The organism is Yoonia sp. SDW83-1, assembly GCF_046762885.1.
GTDB lineage: Bacteria > Pseudomonadota > Alphaproteobacteria > Rhodobacterales > Rhodobacteraceae > Yoonia.
In genome coordinates this window covers 266,155-286,160 of sequence record NZ_JBKQXO010000001.1, presented here as the reverse complement: position 1 = coordinate 286,160, position 20,006 = coordinate 266,155, and the positions used below count along the sequence as shown (strand labels likewise).

Annotated in this window: 23 protein-coding genes; 16 read left to right on the top strand and 7 right to left on the bottom strand. The window is 59.6% G+C overall.

Annotated features, from left to right (window positions below; genetic code table 11):
* Positions 1-10: 10 nt before the first annotated feature.
* From ACFWW4_RS01405 to ACFWW4_RS01385, 5 genes are all read left to right on the top strand, one after another.
* Positions 11-811: a cytochrome c oxidase subunit 3 gene (locus tag ACFWW4_RS01405; RefSeq protein ID WP_411889223.1), complete on the top strand. Its 801-nt coding sequence runs from the start codon at positions 11-13 to the stop codon at positions 809-811.
* A gap of 95 nt (positions 812-906) precedes the next feature.
* Positions 907-1,584 carry an SURF1 family protein gene (locus tag ACFWW4_RS01400; protein WP_411889222.1) on the top strand — a complete coding sequence of 226 codons (678 nt, stop codon included), beginning with the start codon at positions 907-909 and terminating at the stop codon, positions 1,582-1,584.
* Positions 1,585-1,587: 3 nt separating this feature from the next.
* Positions 1,588-2,970, top strand: a complete 1,383-nt coding sequence (gene thrC, locus ACFWW4_RS01395) for a threonine synthase (protein WP_411889221.1) — start codon at positions 1,588-1,590, stop codon at positions 2,968-2,970.
* Positions 2,971-4,239, top strand: a complete 1,269-nt coding sequence (locus tag ACFWW4_RS01390) for a M16 family metallopeptidase (protein ID WP_393931998.1) — start codon at positions 2,971-2,973, stop codon at positions 4,237-4,239. It begins immediately after the preceding gene.
* Positions 4,239-4,823: a GNAT family N-acetyltransferase gene (locus tag ACFWW4_RS01385; protein WP_393932000.1), complete on the top strand. Its 585-nt coding sequence runs from the start codon at positions 4,239-4,241 to the stop codon at positions 4,821-4,823. The genes ACFWW4_RS01390 and ACFWW4_RS01385 overlap by 1 nt, the downstream gene beginning before the upstream one ends.
* Positions 4,824-4,878: 55 nt before the next feature.
* Here ACFWW4_RS01385 and ACFWW4_RS01380 read toward each other — a convergent pair whose 3' ends face one another.
* Positions 4,879-5,508 carry an ankyrin repeat domain-containing protein gene (locus tag ACFWW4_RS01380; protein WP_411889220.1) on the bottom strand — a complete coding sequence of 210 codons (630 nt, stop codon included), beginning with the start codon at positions 5,506-5,508 and terminating at the stop codon, positions 4,879-4,881.
* Positions 5,509-5,594: 86 nt separating this feature from the next.
* Between ACFWW4_RS01380 and ACFWW4_RS01375 the strand changes: the two genes are divergently transcribed.
* Complete coding sequence (locus tag ACFWW4_RS01375) at positions 5,595-5,966, top strand: winged helix-turn-helix transcriptional regulator (protein WP_393932004.1); 372 nt, start codon at positions 5,595-5,597, stop codon at positions 5,964-5,966.
* Here ACFWW4_RS01375 and ACFWW4_RS01370 read toward each other — a convergent pair.
* Both ACFWW4_RS01370 and ACFWW4_RS01365 read right to left on the bottom strand, forming a co-directional pair.
* Positions 5,963-6,379 carry a DUF6855 family protein gene (locus ACFWW4_RS01370; protein WP_411889219.1) on the bottom strand — a complete coding sequence of 139 codons (417 nt, stop codon included), beginning with the start codon at positions 6,377-6,379 and terminating at the stop codon, positions 5,963-5,965. The two genes, ACFWW4_RS01375 and ACFWW4_RS01370, sit on opposite strands and share 4 nt — an antisense overlap.
* Positions 6,376-6,792 carry an SRPBCC family protein gene (locus tag ACFWW4_RS01365; protein WP_411889218.1) on the bottom strand — a complete coding sequence of 139 codons (417 nt, stop codon included), beginning with the start codon at positions 6,790-6,792 and terminating at the stop codon, positions 6,376-6,378. Before ACFWW4_RS01365 ends, ACFWW4_RS01370 begins: the two co-directional genes overlap by 4 nt.
* Before the next feature lie 75 nt (positions 6,793-6,867).
* Here ACFWW4_RS01365 and ACFWW4_RS01360 point away from each other — a divergent pair, with 75 nt between their 5' ends.
* A complete protein-coding gene (locus ACFWW4_RS01360; protein ID WP_411889217.1) occupies positions 6,868-7,479 on the top strand; it encodes a helix-turn-helix transcriptional regulator in 612 nt (203 codons plus the stop codon).
* Positions 7,480-7,495: 16 nt separating this feature from the next.
* Here ACFWW4_RS01360 and ACFWW4_RS01355 read toward each other — a convergent pair whose 3' ends face one another.
* From ACFWW4_RS01355 to ACFWW4_RS01340, 4 genes are all read right to left on the bottom strand, one after another.
* A complete protein-coding gene (locus ACFWW4_RS01355; RefSeq protein ID WP_411889216.1) occupies positions 7,496-8,482 on the bottom strand; it encodes a nuclear transport factor 2 family protein in 987 nt (328 codons plus the stop codon).
* Positions 8,479-9,357 (bottom strand): carbohydrate ABC transporter permease, encoded by an 879-nt coding sequence (locus ACFWW4_RS01350; RefSeq protein WP_411889215.1) that lies wholly within the window; start codon positions 9,355-9,357, stop codon positions 8,479-8,481. The genes ACFWW4_RS01355 and ACFWW4_RS01350 overlap by 4 nt, the downstream gene beginning before the upstream one ends.
* Before the next feature lie 11 nt (positions 9,358-9,368).
* Entirely contained in the window at positions 9,369-10,394 is a 1,026-nt protein-coding gene (locus ACFWW4_RS01345) for a carbohydrate ABC transporter permease (protein WP_411889214.1), read from the bottom strand.
* 65 nt (positions 10,395-10,459) lie between these two features.
* Positions 10,460-11,698 (bottom strand): ABC transporter substrate-binding protein, encoded by a 1,239-nt coding sequence (locus ACFWW4_RS01340; RefSeq protein WP_411889213.1) that lies wholly within the window; start codon positions 11,696-11,698, stop codon positions 10,460-10,462.
* Between the two features lie 229 nt (positions 11,699-11,927).
* Here ACFWW4_RS01340 and ACFWW4_RS01335 point away from each other — a divergent pair, with 229 nt between their 5' ends.
* Genes ACFWW4_RS01335 through ACFWW4_RS01295 form a run of 9 tightly spaced genes read left to right on the top strand, consistent with a single transcriptional unit; the run spans position 11,928 to position 19,968 of the window.
* Positions 11,928-12,974 (top strand): ABC transporter ATP-binding protein, encoded by a 1,047-nt coding sequence (locus ACFWW4_RS01335; RefSeq protein ID WP_411889212.1) that lies wholly within the window; start codon positions 11,928-11,930, stop codon positions 12,972-12,974.
* Entirely contained in the window at positions 12,971-13,462 is a 492-nt protein-coding gene (locus tag ACFWW4_RS01330) for an ester cyclase (RefSeq protein ID WP_411889211.1), read from the top strand. Before ACFWW4_RS01335 ends, ACFWW4_RS01330 begins: the two co-directional genes overlap by 4 nt.
* Complete coding sequence (locus ACFWW4_RS01325) at positions 13,462-14,472, top strand: hypothetical protein (protein WP_411889210.1); 1,011 nt, start codon at positions 13,462-13,464, stop codon at positions 14,470-14,472. The genes ACFWW4_RS01330 and ACFWW4_RS01325 overlap by 1 nt, the downstream gene beginning before the upstream one ends.
* Positions 14,473-14,485: 13 nt before the next feature.
* On the top strand, positions 14,486-15,796 hold the full coding sequence (gene hisD / locus ACFWW4_RS01320; protein ID WP_411889209.1) for a histidinol dehydrogenase: 1,311 nt from the start codon (positions 14,486-14,488) through the stop codon (positions 15,794-15,796).
* Between the two features lie 53 nt (positions 15,797-15,849).
* Positions 15,850-16,614 carry an SDR family NAD(P)-dependent oxidoreductase gene (locus tag ACFWW4_RS01315; RefSeq protein WP_411889208.1) on the top strand — a complete coding sequence of 255 codons (765 nt, stop codon included), beginning with the start codon at positions 15,850-15,852 and terminating at the stop codon, positions 16,612-16,614.
* A complete protein-coding gene (locus ACFWW4_RS01310) occupies positions 16,614-17,627 on the top strand; it encodes a LacI family DNA-binding transcriptional regulator (RefSeq protein WP_411889207.1) in 1,014 nt (337 codons plus the stop codon). Before ACFWW4_RS01315 ends, ACFWW4_RS01310 begins: the two co-directional genes overlap by 1 nt.
* Positions 17,624-18,607, top strand: a complete 984-nt coding sequence (locus ACFWW4_RS01305; RefSeq protein WP_411889206.1) for an ester cyclase — start codon at positions 17,624-17,626, stop codon at positions 18,605-18,607. The genes ACFWW4_RS01310 and ACFWW4_RS01305 overlap by 4 nt, the downstream gene beginning before the upstream one ends.
* 3 nt (positions 18,608-18,610) lie before the next feature.
* Positions 18,611-19,006, top strand: a complete 396-nt coding sequence (locus ACFWW4_RS01300; RefSeq protein ID WP_411889205.1) for a RidA family protein — start codon at positions 18,611-18,613, stop codon at positions 19,004-19,006.
* A complete protein-coding gene (locus tag ACFWW4_RS01295) occupies positions 19,003-19,968 on the top strand; it encodes a cupin domain-containing protein (RefSeq protein WP_411889204.1) in 966 nt (321 codons plus the stop codon). Before ACFWW4_RS01300 ends, ACFWW4_RS01295 begins: the two co-directional genes overlap by 4 nt.
* Positions 19,969-20,006: the final 38 nt, after the last annotated feature.

The following is a 20,006-nucleotide window of genomic DNA, read 5'->3' as shown; positions in this document are numbered from 1 at the left end:
GACGCACCACATGGCGCATGCAAAGAACCACGACTATCACATTCTGCCACCGTCGATCTGGCCGCTGATCGGCGGTGTCGGCGCATTTATCATGCTGTTGGGCGCGACCCTCTGGATGCACGGATCCGGGCCTTACATCTTCCTCATGGGCCTCGCCGCTGTGCTCTATGTCATGTATGCATGGTGGGCCGATGTTGTGGCTGAAAGCCGGGTCGGCGATCACACCCCGGTGGTCCGGATCGGCCTGCGCTACGGCTTCATCATGTTCATCATGTCCGAGGTGATGTTCTTTGCCGCTTGGTTCTGGTCTTTCTTCAAACACGCCATGTATCCGATGGGCCCCCAAAGCCCGGCGGTAGATGGGGTCTGGCCCCCGGTCGGCATCGAAACCTTCGATCCTTGGCATTTACCACTGATCAACACGCTGATCCTGCTGTGTTCTGGTGCGGCAGCCACATGGGCCCACCACGCGCTAGTCCATGAAAATAACCGTCAGGACATGAAATGGGGCCTGATCCTGGCGATCGCGCTCGGTGCGATCTTCACGGTCTTTCAGGCCTATGAATATAGCCACGCCGCCTTTGGGTTTGCAGGCAACATCTATGGGGCCAACTTCTTTATGGCGACCGGGTTCCACGGGGCTCATGTGATCATCGGCACGATCTTCCTGGCCGTGTGTCTCTTGCGGTTGCAAAAGGGCGACTTCACGCCGGAAAAACATGTGGGTTTTGAGGCCGCTGCATGGTACTGGCACTTTGTTGACGTGGTCTGGCTGTTTCTGTTCGCCGCCGTATACGTCTGGGGTGGCTGACAACAGACGCCACACCGTAAGATGGGTTTCAACCCATCTCATTGACAAGATCGACGCGCGGGATAACTCGCGCGTTTTTGCATCAAAGGTCGCCGATGCTGCGCAATATCCTCTTTCCTCTTATTTTTGGTATCGCCGGTTGTGCGATCCTGATCAGCCTTGGGCTGTGGCAGGTCCAGCGTCTGGCCTGGAAAGAGGATATCTTGGAGGGCATCAACGCCCGGTTGGCCGCAACTCCGGCTGTTCTGACGTTGGACGTGACCGAGGCCGATCACGAATACACGCGAGTCAGATTTTCGGGCATACCGACCGGCGATGAGCTGCATGTGCTGGTCTCAGGCACCCAGGCCGGGACCGGCTATCGGGTCATATCCAAGATGCAAACCGGGCTTGGCCCGATCCTTGTCGATCAAGGTCTGCTGCCGCTTGAAGCCAAAGATGCCTCACCACTGATCGAACCGATGCAGATCACCGGGGTCCTGCTCTGGCCCGACGATCAGAACAGCAGCACGCCAGAGCCTGATCTGGCCGAAAATATCTGGTTTGCCCGCAACGTTACCACCATGTCGACGGCCCTCAACACCGCCCCGCTGATGGTGGTTGCCACGACAACCGCGCCGGCCGACCCACGCCTGACCCCGCTGCCGATCAACACGGCCAATATCAAGAATGACCATCTGGAATACGCGATCACATGGTTCCTGCTGGCCCTCGTCTGGGCCGTCATGAGCCTGTTTCTGATCATTCGCACAACACGGCCAAAGGACGCCTGAGCCATGCGCTATATCTCGACCCGCGGCACCGCGCCTGCCCTGACATTTGAAGAGGCGATGTTGACAGGCCTAGCCCGCGACGGTGGCCTTTACGTACCTGAAAACGTGCCGACCCTCACCACCGCCCAGATCGCGGCGATGGCAGGCAAAACCTATGAAGAGGTGGCGTTCGAGGTCATGCGCCCCTTTATCGGCGACACCTTCACCGATCCGGAATTCAAGGCCCTGATCGCGCAGGCCTATGCCGGTTTCGGCCATGCGGCGCGGGCCCCGCTGGTGCAGCTGGACAGCAATCATTTCCTGCTTGAGCTCTTCCATGGACCGACACTGGCGTTCAAGGATTTCGCCATGCAACTGATCGGCCAGATGTTTCAGGCTGCACTCAGCCGGTCCGGCGATCGTGTGACGATCGTGGGCGCAACTTCGGGCGACACAGGCTCCGCCGCGATCGAGGCGTTTCGCGGGTTGGAAGCCGTCGATGTCTTCATCCTTTATCCGCATGGCCGGGTGTCAGAGGTGCAGCGTCGCCAGATGACAACGCCAAGCGAATCCAACGTTCACGCGCTCGCTGTCGATGGCGATTTCGACGACTGCCAGGCCATCGTCAAAGACATGTTCAATGATTTCGCCTTCCGGGAAGAGGTCAAGCTGGCCGGTGTAAACTCGATCAACTGGGGCCGCGTGCTGGCGCAGGTGGTCTATTACTTCACTGCCGCCGTATCGCTGGGCGCACCGCATCGTCAGATCAGCTTCACAGTGCCCACCGGCAATTTCGGCGACATCTTTGCGGGCTATATTGCCAAGCGGATGGGCCTGCCGATTGCCGATCTGGTGGTGGCCACCAACCGCAACGATATCCTGCACCGCACGCTGGAAACCGGGGCCTATACCAAGGAAGGTGTGACACCAACGATCAGCCCGTCGATGGATATTCAGGTCAGTTCCAACTTCGAACGCGCGCTTTTTGATGCCTACGGGCGGGACGGGGCCACCGTCGCTGCCCAGATGGAGGACCTTAAAGGTGGCGGTTTCCAGATCAGCCAGGGCGCCTACCAAATGCTGAAAGACACGTTCGGATCAGGGCGGGCGTCCGAGGAAGAAACCTATGCTGCGATCAAATCGTACCGCACAGATCATGGCGAATTGTTGTGCCCGCATACGGCCGTCGGTGTTCATGTGGCCGAGGCGCATCTGGGCACAACACCTATGGTGACCCTCGCGACAGCGCATCCGGCAAAGTTTCCAGATGCCGTGAAAGCAGCCTCCGGCGTCGCGGCACCCCTTCCCCCGCGCATGGCAGACCTGTATGACCGTCCCGAGCGCGTCACACGCGTTGCGGGGGATTTGGCGGCGATACAGGCCGTCATCAGGGAACGGATCACGTAATTGACGATTGAACTGCACACGCTGTCCAACGGGTTTCGGATTGTTACCGAACATATGCCCGGGCTGAAATCATCAAGCATCGGCATTTGGGTGCAGGCCGGTGGGCGGCATGAACGGATCGAACAGAACGGGATTGCCCATTTCCTCGAACATATGGCGTTCAAGGGCACAGCAACGCGCAGCGCCCTGCAGATCGCCGAAAGCATCGAGGATGTAGGCGGCTATATCAACGCCTATACCAGCCGCGAGATGACCGCCTACTATGCCCGCGTTCTAGAAGATGACGTAGCCCTTGGCCTTGATGTGATCGCAGATATCCTGCTGAACCCGGTTTTTGATCCTGCCGAGATCGAGGTCGAACGCGGTGTAATCCTGCAGGAAATCGGGCAGGCGCTGGATACCCCGGACGACATCATCTTCGACTGGCTGCAAGAGGTGGCTTACCCCGATCAGGCACTGGGCCGCACGATCCTTGGCCCGTCCGAGCGGGTCAGCGCCTTCAGTCGCGGCGATCTGCAGAGCTTTGTCGGCGAACATTACGGCCCCAACCAGATGATCCTGTCTGCCGCAGGGGCTGTGGATCATGACGCCATTGTCACACAGGCCGAGGCGCTGTTTGGCCATTTGCCCGCTGTGACCCGCGCGCCGGAACTGCTGCAACCAGCCGCGTTCGGCGGCGGCGAACGGCGAGAGATCAAAGGCCTGGAACAGGTACATTTCGCGCTGGCGCTTGAAGGACCGAATTATCGCGATCCGGCGATCTATACTGCCCAGATCTATGCCTCGGCCATGGGCGGCGGCATGTCTTCGCGCCTGTTTCAGGAGGTCCGTGAAAACCGGGGGCTTTGCTATACGATCTTCGCCCAGGCCGGGGCCTATGAAGATACCGGCCTGACCACGATTTATGCCGGTACCAGTGCCGAACAGATCGCCGAACTTGCCCATATCACCATGGACGAGATGAAACGCGCGGCAGACGACATGACTGCGGCCGAGGTGGCGAGGGCGCGCGCGCAGATGAAAGCAGGGCTGTTGATGGGGCTGGAAAGCCCGTCTAATCGGGCCGAGCGTTTGGCGCGCCTTCTGTCGATCTGGGACCGGATCCCATCCCTTGACGAAACCATTGCGCGCATTGATGAGGTGACAACCGGCGATGTCAAAGGCTTCGCCGGCCAGATGGCCGGGCAGGCAGGCACGGCCATGGCGCTTTATGGACCGGCTGATGCGGCCCCGAGCCTTGATGCATTGAAAGCCCGGCTGGCTGCCTGATGCTTGGGGCCAAGCGCAAGGTTCGGATCGAAACCGAACGGTTGACCCTGCGCCCGCCGATGCATGGCGATTTCCGCGCCTGGACAGCACTGCGCCGCGAAAGCGAGGAATTCTTGCGCGCCTGGGAGCCGACATGGGCGCATGACCACCTGACGCGCAAGGCGTTCACCAACCGGGTCTATTGGGCGCAACGATCAATTGCGAATGGCACGGCGATGCCGCTGTTTCTGACCCGCCGGGCGGATGGCATGCTGCTGGGCGCCATCACGCTGGACAATATCCGGCGTGGTCCGGCGCAGGCGGGCACGACCGGGTATTGGATTGGCGCACCCTTCGCCAGGCAGGGCTACATGCGCGAGGCGATTGAGGCGGTTGTGCATCACGCCTTCACCGTGTTGGACATCAGCCGGATGGAGGCAGGATGTCTTCCTGAAAACGAGGCCTCGCGCCGGTTGCTGGAAAAGTGCGGCTACAAATACGAAGGCGTCGCGCAAAGTTATCTGCAGATCAACGGGCGCTGGCGGAACCACGTGCTCTACGCCAACCTGCGCCACGACAGGCGCGGCAAAACGGACGTGGGTTAGAAAAACCTTAGCCAAGATTTTTCTGCCGGGGAGTTTTGACCAACATTTGCGACATCTACCCTGCGCAGTTTGCACCTCCATGCGCCCGCGCCTGTCCGAACCCCGGATAGTAGTAGATACCGGTCGTGAAAAGAACGTTCAGTTGGTCCGTATCGACGCCGCGCGCCATGGCCGCCTGAACCACGCGGGCGTTCTCGGTATAGATGGCATAGTTCAGCACCCCGTCGCTGTATTGGTTGCGCGTGTTGATATTGGCGCCCCGTACAATCAGCAGGAGCGCGATATCGGTGCGTTCCTCCTGAATGGCCGCCATTAGCGGGGTCAGGCCGGCGCCTGACCGGTCTTCCAAATCGGCGCCTGCATCGACCAGTGCGGTAATGACAGCAGCGCCCGAGCGGCAACTACGCACCGCCGCAGACAATGCATTCATCCCCCGATTACCGGGTTGGTTTGCATCGGCCCCGGCGGTCAGCAGCGTTTGTACCATGTCCAGATCGTTGCGGATCGCCGCGATGGTCAGCGGTGGCATCAACAGGGGCGCAATGGGGTGGTTGATATCCGCCCCACCAGCAATGGCGGCCTGCGCTGCGGCGATGTCGCCGGCGCGCACCGCCTGATCAAGCGGGGCCGTATCGGCCATTGTGGCGGAACAACAGAACAGGATGGCGGCAAGCAGTGATCGCATGATGATCTCCTAAAGTGAGTCCTGATTTGCAACTTACTTTATCAAGTGAGTTCCATTTTGCAACTGACTTGGATAGGGTCCGGCCTATGGACACCAAAGACTATCGTTCTGACTGCCCGATTTCATCGACCCTTGATTTGATCGGTGACAAATGGACCCTGTTGATCCTGCGCGACATGATGTTCGGGGCGCAGCGCTTTTCTGATTTTCTGACCAGTGCCGAAGCAATGAAACGCAATATCCTCAGCGACCGGCTGAAGCGTCTGACCGATCACGGTCTGGTGCTGCGCGTACCTTATCAGGACCATCCACCCCGCTTTCGATATCAGCTGACCACCAAGGGTGCGGCACTGCTACCGGTCATTCAGGCCATGGCGGCGTGGGGCGCGGCCCATCTGGACCATGCCTATGACCCGCCGCCGGAATTATTGGGCTGGGAACCCTCGGATCACGCTTAAAGCGCGCGGACCCTATTGTTGCGCGCGTTATGTTCCAGTTCGACCAGCCCCAGCATTTCCATCACCGGCGCGACATAGTTGGCGAACCGCCCGCGATAGCCTTTGCGCAGCCCGTAATAGCCACCGACCGGATTATCCGCGCTGCGCGCCCAGTGTTCCAGCGTGCCCTCCTTGGTCGGTTTGCCTTCATCCGCGTTGCCCAAGGGCATCCAGTCGCCGTGGGCCTTCAGCATTGCGTGGGCGTCATCAATCGCGCGTAGCTGGTAAGAGAGCCGGGTCTTGCCGACCTGCACGATCAGGGCCGGGGGATCGGCGGCCTCGTCCTTCCAGACTTCGAAATCAGAGGTCTGCGGCGGCGTTTTCAGGATCCACGGATCGCCAGCGACCCCCATCCCATAGGTGACACGGTTCATGCTTCTGCCCTTTCTTTCAACGCATCCGCGAACTTTTCGAAACTGGGTTGCAGGTCGGGGATTGCCTTGGTGATCAGACCTTTCAACGGGCCGGAATAGGTTTCCCGCATTTCAAACCGCGTGCCGGTCCCGATGGGCGTCAGGATGAATTGCCGGTTACCCAGAAACAGACCCAGCGGCATGCCGCCATGCCATTCCATTCGGAGTTCAGGCTCCATCACTGCGACCTTGATCGGAAAGGCGCGTTTGGGATCGACCTCGGACCACAGCCTGAAACGCGCGCCCTTCGCAATTTGTCCGTCGATCCTGATGATACTGAAATTCCCGTCCGACAGGCGCTCTGCATCGGTCAGAATGGACCAGACGGCGCCAGGCGGGGCCGCGATATCGCGGGTCACGTGATAGGGTGTCATGCATACTCCTCGTCTTGACACCGATTGGCTTAGCAACCCTTATATGACGTCTTATGTCATGTTTGAGAGGTTGATTTGCGCGCATCCCGTCTTTTGCAGATCCTTCTGCTGCTCCAGAACCGGGGGCGCCTGACCTCGGCCCAACTGGCGGCAGAGCTTGAGGTCACGCCGCGTACCATCCTGCGCGACGTTGATGCGATGACCGAAGCCGGGCTGCCGATCATCGTGTTTCAGGGCAATCAGGGTGGGATCGAGTTAGGCTTCAACTACAGAACCCGGCTAACCGGGTTGGATCAGGATGAAGCGGAGGCGCTGGGCGTCATCCTTGACACGCGCAACCCGGCCCTCGTGGCGCTGGGGATGGAACAGGCCGCGAAGCGCGCGCAGGCCAAACTGGTCGAGAGCTTTCCCTACAAGGTGCGTGAAACCGTACAGCGCGCCATGGGTCAGTTTGTGGTTACAATGGCAGCACCAGAGGATGATCCGCGCGTCCCCGCCTTTGCAAATGCCATACGCGGTCGGCGGATCGTGCGGATCAATGCCAGCGGACCCCAGGCGCGGCTCGTGCATCCGGTGGCGATGCGGTTGGCAGGGCAGGGATGGTTCGTGACAGATGGGCAGACCGGTGAGGATTTCGCGCTGACAGACAGCGGTGATATCAACATTTCAGCGCACAGATTTGAATAAAACGCCCGCCCTCGTGTCAGGTTTCTAACCGCCCCAACACATCCAACCCCTGCATGTTCAAAAAATGCAGGATGTCGATGAAAATCCAGTTCTCGGCCAGTTTGTCACCGTCCCGCCGATACATATCGACCACCCGCATATCGGCGGGGGTTCCAGCGGGCAGGCCCATATAGCCGCCCGCATTCGTCACGGTCAGGTTGGCCCAGCCGAAAAAGCCGCCGAAATTGCCCTCGGCCAGCCGGCAGATATGGCCGTTATAGATCCGGTCCTTGATCTGGGTGCGAAACGGGCGCTGGTGTTGTGCGATGTAGCGGTCAATGGTGTAGGTCGCCCCGATCCCCTCTGGCCCCCACCAGATGAAATCATCGTGCCAGCTTTGGGCCAGTTCCTGTTGCGGGCTGTCAAAGCGCTGATGCGCGTTGATGTCACCGATCATGCGGTTGACCAGCGCGAGTGTCTGTTCGCCTTCGGCCGGTGCGGCGTCGTCGAACAGCAAACCATCATGTGTCGCCGGTCCCGGCTGGACCAGATGCATCCCCGTCTGCGGGGGCAGGGGGTATTGGCCCGCCTGCCGCATCAGATGTAGCAGGTCGCAGAACAGCGCCGTTTCAACAATCTTGCCGTCCACAACCTTGTTGAACTCGGCATAGCGCAGCATGGCGATGCGCCGGTTTGGCCTGATCCCGAGAAACGGGGCATCAAACAGGCCCATCAGATGGCCCATGGAAATGACCCAGGCAGACTGGAACCCGTCAATCTCGTTCCGGCCCGCGATAAAGATATCCTGCCGTCGCTGGACCCGCGACATGGCCGCCAGAAACGGCGACCAGAACGCATCAGCCACGGCCTGCGCCCCGTGTTGTTCGTGAAACGGATGCATCCCGCGCCAGTGCCAGTCGGGACTGGTGCGCTCTGCCAGAACCGAGGCCACGTTATCCGGCGTCGCCTTGGACAGCGCATCATAATGGGCGCGGACCAGCGCCTTTTCTGTCTGAAAGCTCATCCCTTTACCGCACCTGCGGTCAGGCCCGACACAATCTGGCGCTGGAAGAACAGGATCATCACAAAAAGGGGTGCCGTGACCGACACAACGGCAGTCACTGCGAACATCACATTCCCCTTGGTCTGGGTCGTGCCAAGGAAGCTTGCGATCTTGGGCACCATGGTGTGGTTTTCCTTGGCCAGCAGCATCGAGGTGACAGCAAAGTCATTATAAGCCAGCAGGAATGAAAATAGCCCAGTGGTGATCACCCCCGGCCACATCACCGGGATGATGACATGGCGAAATGCCTGAAACCGGGTGCAGCCATCAACCATGGCGCTTTCATCCAGATCCTTGGGGATATTCTTGAAAAACGAATGCAGCATCCACAGGGTAAAGGGCTGATTGATCGCCACCAGCACGATGATCGTCGTCGATAGATGCCCCCAGAGGTTCCATTCAAAAAACGGCAGCAGATAGCCCGACACCAGCGTAATCGGGGGCATCGCCCGAAAAATCAGCGCGAACAGCAGCAGCCAGAACGCATAGCGATAGGTGGACCGGGACAGGGCGTAACCTGCCAGTGTGCCGCAGGTCAGCGAGATCGTGACGACGCAGATGCAGACAATTGCGGTGTTGAAGGCGGCGCGCCAAAACTCTTCCTGCACCCAGGCCCCGTGATACCCATCGCTGGTAAAACTACCCCCGGTTTCGACTTGGGTCAGCGTGCCAAAGATCGAATTGGCCCAGTCTGCCTTGGAAAAGAAATCACCTTCAACCTTGAACGACCCCCACAGCGTCCAAAGAAACGGAAATGCGGCCATGATCAGCCAAAGCACCAGAAAGCTTGTGGCCAGAAACCGGATGCTCAGCGGGCGACGGGTGGCGACGGACATCAGGCGATCCCTTACTTTTGCGTGCCAAAGTCGCGCCAGGTGCGCACAAGGACGGGTGACAGAAGGATAGCAACGAAAATGATCGTCAGCACGGACGTGGCGGCGGCGGATGACAACAACCGCGTCTCGCCCCCCAGATCGTTGAAGATGGCATAAGATAGCGATGTCGCATGGGCCGCTGCCGCGAAACTGACGATGGGTTCGAACACCCGGAAGTTATCCATCAACTGGATCAGGGCGATAAAGGTCGTCAGTGGCACCAGATGCGGGATCACGACATAACGGATCCTTTCCCACCGGCTGGCCCCGTCGATCATCGCGGCCTCCAGCGTGTCGGTATTCACTGTTTGCAGGCCCGCATAGTAAACGATGAAGGCGAAAGGGGCCGAATGCCAGACGCCGTAAACCATCAGCATCGCCCACATCAGCGGGGTTGATGCCTTGACCGATAGCGACGGATCATTGGCCAGCCATTGCAGACCAGTGCCCAGAATACCCCGCGCATCGACCATCCAGAACAGGATCAGTGACCCCACCAGCGGGGTCACGATCATCGGCAGAAGCGAGAAGAAGATCGTGGGCCCGCGCAAGCGCCGGGCGACCGAATTGACCGCGATGGCGATAAAGAACCCCAGTATTATGGTTAGCGGGGTCACGATGGCGGTGTAGGTCAGGGTAAAGGCCATCGCGCTGTAAAATGGCAGATTCATCAGTGTCCGGCCAAAATCGGGCAACCCGTCTGAATTCACCCAAGCGCTTGCGACCTCGTTAACCGCCAGGTGATTGCGGTCCTTGTAGATATCCAGACCAGCCCATTTCCCCAGTGGCTCCTCGGCGCGCAGGGCCTCTGTCGCCGCCTGATCCACGGTGGTCGATTGCGTGCAGCCGAACGGGCCGCAGTTTTCAACAACGATGATGACCTGTTCGTGCTTGGAATAAAGCGATTGGGTGACGACCGACACAATGGGCAGGGCGATGAAGGCGATCATCAACAGCACGGACGGAAAAACGAACCAGAAGAACGTGCTGTGTTTCATGTCGCTTGCCCCGGGCTGTCTGGTCGTCGGTGATAAAGGGGGCCGCAGCCCCCTTTATCATGATCTTACTGCAAGAAGCCGTTTTCCCTGGCCGCGGCGGTATAAGCCGCCTCAATATCGGCCAGCGTCTGTTCGGCGCTTTCATTGCCCTGCAAATAGTCAGCGATATTGTCACCCAATGCAGTGTGCAAAAGGCCTTGGAACGGGACCATCGGATAGGGGGTCGATCCGGCAGCAACCGAGGCAAGAACACCCTCGTTCACTTCCTGCGGCTGAAACCCCTCCATCAGCCAGACAGCCTGCGACATCGTCTCGTCATTCAGGATGTCAGGGGACGAACCGGCCTTCATCGCTTTGAACGTCGCGACGGCGTCTTCATCGCTGATATTCTTGGCCACGGTCCAGCCATCCCACCACAGCGTTGTTGCGGGCACACCGCTATCGCCGACGGTCAGCGGACCGCCAACCTTGGTGTTTTCATAAACTTCGGGTGCGGATCCTTCGTCATCCATCAAAACACCGGTCCGGCTGCCCCACATGTTCATCAGGGCCACGTTGCCCGCTTCCCATTCGGCGGATGTCGCGTTGCTGTCATGTGTCAGGAAATCGGGGTTCATATATTCCGACAGGGCCTTCATCGTTTCCAGCGCTTCAACGCCCCTTTCGTTGTTGATGCTGACCTCGGCGGTGCCGGGTTTGAAGAACTCACCCCCGGTCCCGATATACATGTTGGTAAATTCCTGGGCGAGGTTCCAGCCAGCGGCATAAGCGCCACCCACAGGGTGTTCCATGATCCCGGCCTCGCGAATTTGCTGAGCGGCAGCAAGCACGTCCTCATAGGACGTGGGCACATCGGCCCCGATCTGTTCCAGCACGTCCTCGCGGTACACAAGGTGCTGGGCATTGGCCATGAACGCCACAGCCATGACCTTGCCATCCACTGTGATCAGTTGCTGCTGCGGGATGTCGCCACCATGTTCGGCAACCAGATCATCCAACGAACGAATGACATCTTCATTGATCAGGGCAACGATGGATGAATTGGCAACGATAGCCGTTGTGTATTCCGCCGGGTTGCCCGTCATGCCAGCCACGTTGATCTTCTGGTGATCGGCGGTCAGGTTCGCCTCTGCGGTATCGCCCGCACATTCCAATGCGGCGGCTGCCACTGACTGGATCGCCGGGAATTCATTGCCGACGATGCTCACGCGGCCTTCGGCACAGGCATGTCCGCCCGCCAGCGCTGATGTTGCACCAAGCGCGGCGAACGCCGTGCCAAGAGTCAGATTTTTCATGATCGTCATATGCTGTTACTCTCCCAATTGTGCAGTCGTTCCGGTTGAAGGCCATGCTGCAATCATACCCGCCATACGACTTTCGGCCACGCGCGAATCGTGATCCGTTTTGCATACGTTTGCAATTAACCGGCAAATCGGGCGCTGACGCAAGAACTTTTGCGGGGTTTCAGAATGGGGCTTGCGCGAATGCCGGAATCGGGCAAGTATTTTTGCAAACGTATGCAAGGGGGCCCGCATGGCCGAAATTCAGCTGCGCAATGTGACCAAACGCTGGGGGTCGTTTGTGGGGGTCAAGGAATTCGATCTGACCATCGCTGATCAGGAATTCCTTGTGCTTCTGGGCCCCTCCGGCTGCGGCAAAACCACAACCATGCGCATGATCGCAGGGCTGGAGGATGCATCGGGCGGCGACATCCTGGTCGATGGCAAGCGGATCAACGATTTGGACCCCAAGGACCGCGATGTGGCGATGGTGTTCCAGTCCTATGCGCTTTACCCCAACATGAACGTCTACGAAAACATCCGCTTTCCACTAAAGGTGCGGGGCATTCCCCAATCGGAGCATGACGCCCGGGTCAAACGCGCCTCAGCCATGGTGGAACTGGACGACTTCCTGCATCGCAAACCAGCGGAACTGTCCGGTGGACAACGCCAGCGGGTGGCGCTCGCCCGCGCCGTGGTGCGCGAACCCAACGTGTTCCTGATGGATGAACCGCTGTCCAATCTTGACGCGAAATTGCGGGTCTCGACCCGCGCACAGATCAAGAACCTCAGCCATGAATTGAAGACCACAACGATCTACGTCACCCATGACCAGATCGAGGCGATGACACTGGCCGACCGGGTTGTGGTCATGAACCAGGGTGTGGTCCAGCAGGTGGGTACACCGACCGATATCTACGACCACCCGGCCAATACCTTTGTGGCGGGATTCATCGGATCGCCCGCCATGAACCTGATCGATGGCACGCTGGAGAGTGGAACATTCACCGCCAAGAACATGACAATCTCGGGCCTGCCCAACACACATAACGGCCCTGTCACGCTTGGCTTCCGGGCCGAGGATGCCAGCGTCGCCACCGGCGAGGCCGAGGTGAACTCCACCGTCTATTCGCTGGAACTTCTGGGCGAGGCGACGATGGTGACGATGCGGGCCGGGGGCACCATCATCTCTGTCAAATCCGGCAAGGACTACAGGGTCGAAATCGGTGATCCCGTCAGCGCTCATATCCCCGCCGACATCTGCCACCTGTTTGATGCGCAGTCGGGGGAACGGCTATGACCCATGACGAACAATCAGCCGCATCGCTGGCCGCCGTCAAACGGATGGAGGCCGGGCTGGCCGCCGGCGAAATGGACATGACCCCCTATTTCACGGAAAGCTTCGTTTGGCGGGGCAATCAAGGCTGCGGCACCAAACACGGCATCGCGGAATTCCAGCGCAACTGGCAGTTTCCATTGCGCGCGGCCTTTACGGACCGGGACTACAAGACCGAAAAATTCCTGGCCGACGGCGATTGGGCGGCCTGTTTTGGCCATATCGAGGCGACACATTCCGGCACCTTTATGGGGATCACCGCCACCGGCAAGCGGGTGAAAATCCCGTATATGGATTTCTGGCGGATCGAGGATGGACGGATTGCCGATAACCCGGTCTCGGTCGATTTCGCATCCGTGATGCAGCAGCTTGGTGTCGACGTGTTCGGTGCCCATGGCTGGGAAAACTACGACAACGGGACCGCGACACCGGCCACACCCCAGGAAACATGATGCCACATCTGGCCAATAAACAACGTCTGAAAACCTATCTTGATGCCCTTGCTCATCCGGGCGGGCAGCATGACGCCGTGCGCGACTTCTTCGCACCGGGCGCGGTGATCCATCACAGCCATCCGTTCAATGATCTGTCCGGGGCAGATGACTACATCACCCGGTTCGTGTCACCGCTTCAGACCGCGTTTCAAGGGCTTTTCCGGCGGGATTACATCCTGACCGGCGGTGCGTTCGAAGGGGCTGATTGGGTCACCGCGACCGGCTATTACGTGGGCCACTTCGCCAGCGACTGGCTGGGCATCAAGGCGACCCGCGCGCTGGCATATCTTCGCGTCGGTGAGTTTCACAGGATGGAAAACGGACAGGCCGTTGAAAGTTGGGTTTATCTGGACATACCCGAATTGATGATCGCCGCCGGGCAATGGCCGATCAGCGACAGCCCGGGGCGCGACCGGGGCTATACCGGCCCGCATCGGGGACCGGCGACACAGGACGGGCTGCAACTGCATGAAAACGACCCGGCGCATAGCGAAGTTTCCGCCACGCTCGTCACGGATATGCTGCGGCAACTGGCAACACCGGACGAAGCATGGCGCCCCTATTGGCACGATAACATGGTCTGGTACGGGCCTGCCGCCTTTGGTTCCTTTGTCGGCCTCGAAAATTTCGTTGGATTTCAGGTGCCGTTTGAACAGGCCTTTTCGCATTGGTCCGGCGGCTCCGCTGGCAACGGCGTGACCCGGCATCTGACTCGACAGGGTGACGGTGACTATGTCTGGAGCGCGGGCTGGCCCTCACTCATGGCTGTCCGAAAGGACGTATTTCTGGGCCAGCCACCCAGCACTGATACGCTCTTGATGCGGGTCTGTGACTGGTGGCGCCGCGAAGGTGATCTTTTGGTCGAAAACTGGGTTTTCGTCGATATTCCGGATGTTCTGTTGCAGATGGGCGTTGATCTGTTTTCCGGCCAGCATGATGTGGCGCCAGGCCCCCGCATGGCAGCTTGAAAGGTATCTCGCTATGGCAATCACCTATCTGAAATCCGGCAAGCCCGAGGCCGAACGGGCCGAGGATGACGCCAAGGTCCGCAAGATCGTCGAGGATACGTTGGCCGAAATCGAGACCCGTGGCGATGCAGCGGTGCGCGACCTGTCCGAGAAATTCGACAAATATTCTCCCCCCAGTTTCCACCTGTCTCCTTCAGAAATCGAGGCCGCGATGTCCAAGGTCTCGACCCGTGACATGGAAGATATCAAATTCGCGCAGGACCAGATCCGCAACTTCGCGCAAGCGCAGCGCGCGTCCATGACCGATATAGAGGTGGAAACCCTGCCCGGTGTGATCCTCGGCCACAAAAACATCCCCGTCCAATCCGTCGGTTGCTATGTGCCCGGCGGCAAGTTTCCCATGGTCGCATCGGCCCATATGTCGGTCCTGACAGCACAGGTGGCCGGTGTGCCACGCATCGTCGCCTCCGCCCCGCCGCAAAACGGGGAGCCGCATCCAGCGATTGTCGCCGCCATGCATCTGGGTGGCGCGCATGAGATATACGTGCTTGGCGGGATGCAGGCTGTGGGGGCCATGGCGCTGGGCACCGAAACCGTTGATCCTGTCCACATGATTGTCGGCCCCGGCAACGCCTTTGTGGCAGAGGCCAAGCGGCAGTTGTTTGGGCGGGTCGGCATTGATTTGTTCGCCGGACCGACCGAAACCATGGTGATTGCTGACGACACGGTCGATGCCGAACTCTGCGCCACTGACCTCTTGGGGCAGGCTGAACATGGGTACAACTCGCCTGCCGTGCTGGTCACCAACTCCGAAAAACTCGCGCGCGACACCCTGGCCGAGATCGACCGCATCCTCGACATCCTTCCCACAGCCGAAACTGCCCGGACCTCTTGGAATGATTATGGTGAGGTGATCCTGTGCGACACCTACAACGAGATGCTGCAGGTCGCTGATGATATAGCCTCTGAACATGTGCAGGTGATGACCGATCGCGACGACTGGTTCCTCGAGAAAATGACCTGCTATGGCGCGCTGTTCCTTGGGCCGCGCACGAATGTGGCCAATGGGGATAAGGTGATCGGCACCAACCACACGCTGCCCACGAAGAAAGCAGGGCGCTATACTGGCGGGTTATGGGTCGGCAAGTTCCTCAAAACCCACAGCTACCAGAAGGTGCTGACGGATGAGGCCGCAACGCTGGTGGGCGAATACGGCTCACGGCTTTGCATGCTCGAAGGGTTTGTGGGCCACGCCGAACAATGCAATATCAGGGTACGTCGTTACGGAGGCAAGAACGTGGCCTATGGGACGGCGGCCGAATAAATGGGCCGGATCAAATTTCTAGAAATTTGATCCCCGCAAAAGGCAGACCCCTTATGAATTTACCCCAAACCCCATCCTTCAACCTGACCGGCAAACGCGCGCTTGTCGCCGGGGCCTCATCGGGCATCGGGCTGGGCTGCGCTGTCGCTTTGGCGCAAGCAGGCGCGCAGGTCACACTGGCCGCGCGCAATGCCGACAAGTTGCAAAACGCCGCGGCGCAGATGTCCGACGCCGGGATGCAGGTGGAAACGCTGCAATTGGATGTCTCGGACGTGGCCGGGACCGAGGCGGCAGTGGCCGAAGCGGGACCGTTTGACATCCTCGTCAACTCAGCCGGACTGGCGATCCATTCTCCCGCCATCGAAACAACCGAGGCGGATTTCGACGCGGTCGCAAACCTCAACATCAAAGGCGCCTATTTCCTGACTCGGGCGGTGGCCAAGGGGCTGATCGCCGCAAGCAAACCCGGCAGCCTGATCAACATCTCCAGCCAGATGGCCCATGTGGGCGGCATCGACCGGGCGGTCTATTGCGCCACCAAACATGCTGTCGAAGGATTCACCAAGGCGATGGCGATCGAATGGGGCCACCACGGCATCAGGGTCAACACGATCTGCCCGACTTTCATCCGGACCCCGCTCACCGAACCGACCTTCAACAACCCCGACCGGGTCAAATGGATCACCGAGAAGATCAAACTGGGACGGGTCGGTGAAGTGGCCGATATCATGGGGCCTGTCGTCTATCTTGCGTCAGACGCGTCCGCCCTCATGACGGGCACCCATATGCTGATTGATGGCGGATGGACGGCGGATTAATGGAAAAGGTAACATCATTACAGGTGGCCGAACTGGCCGGGGTCAGCCAATCGGCGGTCAGCCGGGTTTTCACGCCCGGCGCCTCCGCCAGTGCCAAGACCATCGAAAAAGTGCGCAAGGCGGCCGATGAGCTCGGCTATCGCCCTAACATGATGGCGCGGGCGATGATCACCGGGAAAAGCCGGATCATCGGGCTGGTCGTGGCCTATCTCGACAACCAGTTCTATCCATTGGCGATGGAGCGGCTATCAAACGCGCTGCAGGAACAGGGCTATCACATCCTCGTCTTCACCGCGGACAACAGCCGGGACGACGTAGAAGAGGTAATGAAGGAACTGCTCGACTATCAGGTCGACGGGATCATCACCGCGTCGGTCGGCATGACCAACGACCTGACCAATCGGTGCGCGGCGGCTGGCATTCCGGTGGTGATGTTCAACCGGGGGCAGGATGGCGATCATGTGTCATCTGTGACCTCCGCAAATGTGGATGGCGGGCGCAAGGTGGCCGAATTCCTGCTGGCCTGTGGGCACCGCAACATCGCCCATATCAGCGGCTGGCAGGGGTCATCGACCGGGCGGGACCGGCATGACGGGTTTTACGCAGCGCTGGCCGAGGCCGGGGTGAAACCGCAAGTGATTGACGGCAGATATGACCGTGACACCGCAGCTGCTGCCACCCGTAAACTGATGCTGCAGTCCGACCCGCCTGACGCGATTTTCGTGGGCAATGACCACATGGCCTTTGCCGTCATGGATACGCTGCGCAGCCATCTGGGCCTGCGCGTGCCAGATGATGTCGCCGTCGTGGGCTATGATGACGTGCCGCTGGCGGCTTGGCCCGCCTACAACCTGACCACCATGCGCCAGCCGGTAAACCGGATGGTCGAGGCGACAATTACCACGCTTCTGACCCGTATCAATGACCCGGGCGTCCCCGCCCGCCGGATCGAAATTGAAAGCCCTCTGATCCAGCGCGGCTCAACCCGTATTCCCGAAGGACTGCCATCATGAAAGGTTTTTCCAGCCGCTGGAAAGATTTCCCTGACTACATCATCGGGATCACCAAAGAGATTTGGGAAGATCGGGGCGTCGGCAAGCTGAACCATTACTACGCCCCTGATATCCCCGTGCGGTCGCCCATGGGCATCCAGCGCGGCAATCAGGCGGTGATCGCCTCAACCATGGCCACGATTAACGAATTTCCGGATCGGGAACTGCTCGGCGAAGACGTGATCTGGTCGGGTGATGCAGACATTGGCTACCTCTCCTCCCACCGGCTGCTGACCAAAGCCACCCATACGCGCGACGGGCAATTCGGACCGGCCACCGGCAAGCACTGGCAGGTCTATGTCATCGCCGATTGTGCGGCGAAAGAGGACACGATTTATGACGAATGGCTGGTGCGCGACTATGGCGGGATCGTACGGCAACTGGGGATGGACCCGCGCGATTATGCAGCCTCCCTGATCGCGCGTGAAGGCGGGCCAGAGACGGCCAAAAAGCCGTTCACCCCGGCCATCGACGTGGATGGCGGCTATCACGGCACCGGCAATGACAATGAATGGGGCCAGCGCTATGCAGAAACGCTGACCCGGATCATGAACCACGATTTCACCCATATCCGCGACAGCTATGACCGGGCGGTGATCGGCGCATATGCCGGGGCGACACGCGCCGTGGGCTGGGATGGCGTGCTGGAATTCTGGGTCGGGCTGCGGTCGTCCTTTCCCAATGCGGAGTTCAAGATCCATCACCAGATCGGGATGGAGGGTAACATGCTGCCCCCGCGCGCCGCGATCCGCTGGTCGCTGGACGGTGCACATGACGGCTGGGGCAGTTTTGGCGAACCGACGGGCGCACATGTGCATGTGATGGGCATATGCCACGCCGAATTCGGACCCTACGGGCCGGATGGTGTCGGGTTGCGACGCGAATGGGCGCTTTATGATGAAATCGCGATCTGGAAACAGATTTTGATGCAGAGCAGTTAAGCCATGACACGCAGCATCGTCCCGCCCGGCATGGAAGGCTATGTCTCCGATTGGAAAATGTCGCCAGCGATCTTTTCAGGGGATTTCCTGTTTTTGACCGGCATGACCGGCGCTGGCCCGGACGGCACCGTTGATCCGGATCCGGCAAAGCAAATCGAACTGGCGTTTCAGCGGGCAGATGACGTTCTGACACATGCGGGTCTCAGCTTTGGCGATGTGGTGGAAATGACCAGCTACCATGTTGGCCTCCAAAGCCACATCAGCGATTTTCGGCAAATTCGCGACCGGTTTGTTCAGGCCCCTTATCCTGCCTGGACCGCAATCGAGGTGGCGGGTTTTGTTACGCCGGGAACCATCTGTGAACTGCGCATAATCGCCAAAAAAGGAACCGGATCATGACGCCCGCCGAAATGGAAACCCGCATTGTCCGCTATGGTGACCTCCAACCCTGCAAGACCGCGTTTATCGATGCGCATACGCCGGGCTCTGATCAAAAGGAAAACTTCACCATTATCGGCGGCGGCGTGTCCGAAAGCCCCGATCAGCATGTCCATATCGCTATTCCGCATGGTTTCAACATCGGCGCGGCCGGACAACCGCCCAAATGCCGCAACTCGCTGCACAGTCACCGCACGGCCGAAGTGTTTTTCGTGCTCAAAGGCCGCTGGCGCTTCTTCTGGGGGCGTTACGGGAAGGCGGGCGAGGTCGTGCTGGAGGAAGGGGACATTATCAACATCCCTACCGGCATCTTCCGCGGGTTCGAGAATATCGGCACTGATTACGGGATGATCATGGCGATCCTTGGGGGCGATGATGCCGGTGGTGGCGTGATCTGGGCGCCGCAGGTGATCGAAGATGCAAAAGACCACGGGCTGGTGCTGGGCGAGAACGGCAAGCTTTATGACAGTAAGAAGGACCAACGCCTGCCTGATGGCGTCAAGCCGATGCCGTTGCTGACCGAGGAGGAACTGGCGGGCTACCCGGAGCCAACCACAGCTGACGTGATCCCACGCCACGTGGCCCGCTACTGGGATATGGTAGCGATGGCGGATCGTAAACCGGCCCTCGTGATCGGTGAAAACGGGATGCTGCCTGACAAGCCGGGGTTCGAGGTCGGGTTCCTGACCCGCGCCTCATCCACCACGGACATGCACCAGCATGACCGCCCGTCGGTCCTGATGCCGATGCGCGGGCATTGGCGGCTGATCTGGGAAGGCGGCGAGGCAACACTGAACCCCGGCGATACCGTATCCATTCCCGAAAACCTGATGCACACCGCCGTGTCCGCCATGACCGGTGAGGCCAGCCTGTTCCATATCGTGGCTACCGATGATGCCGCCGGACCGACATGGACAGGTTAATGGTTAACGACCCCCACCGTACGTTGGGGTCCGACGTT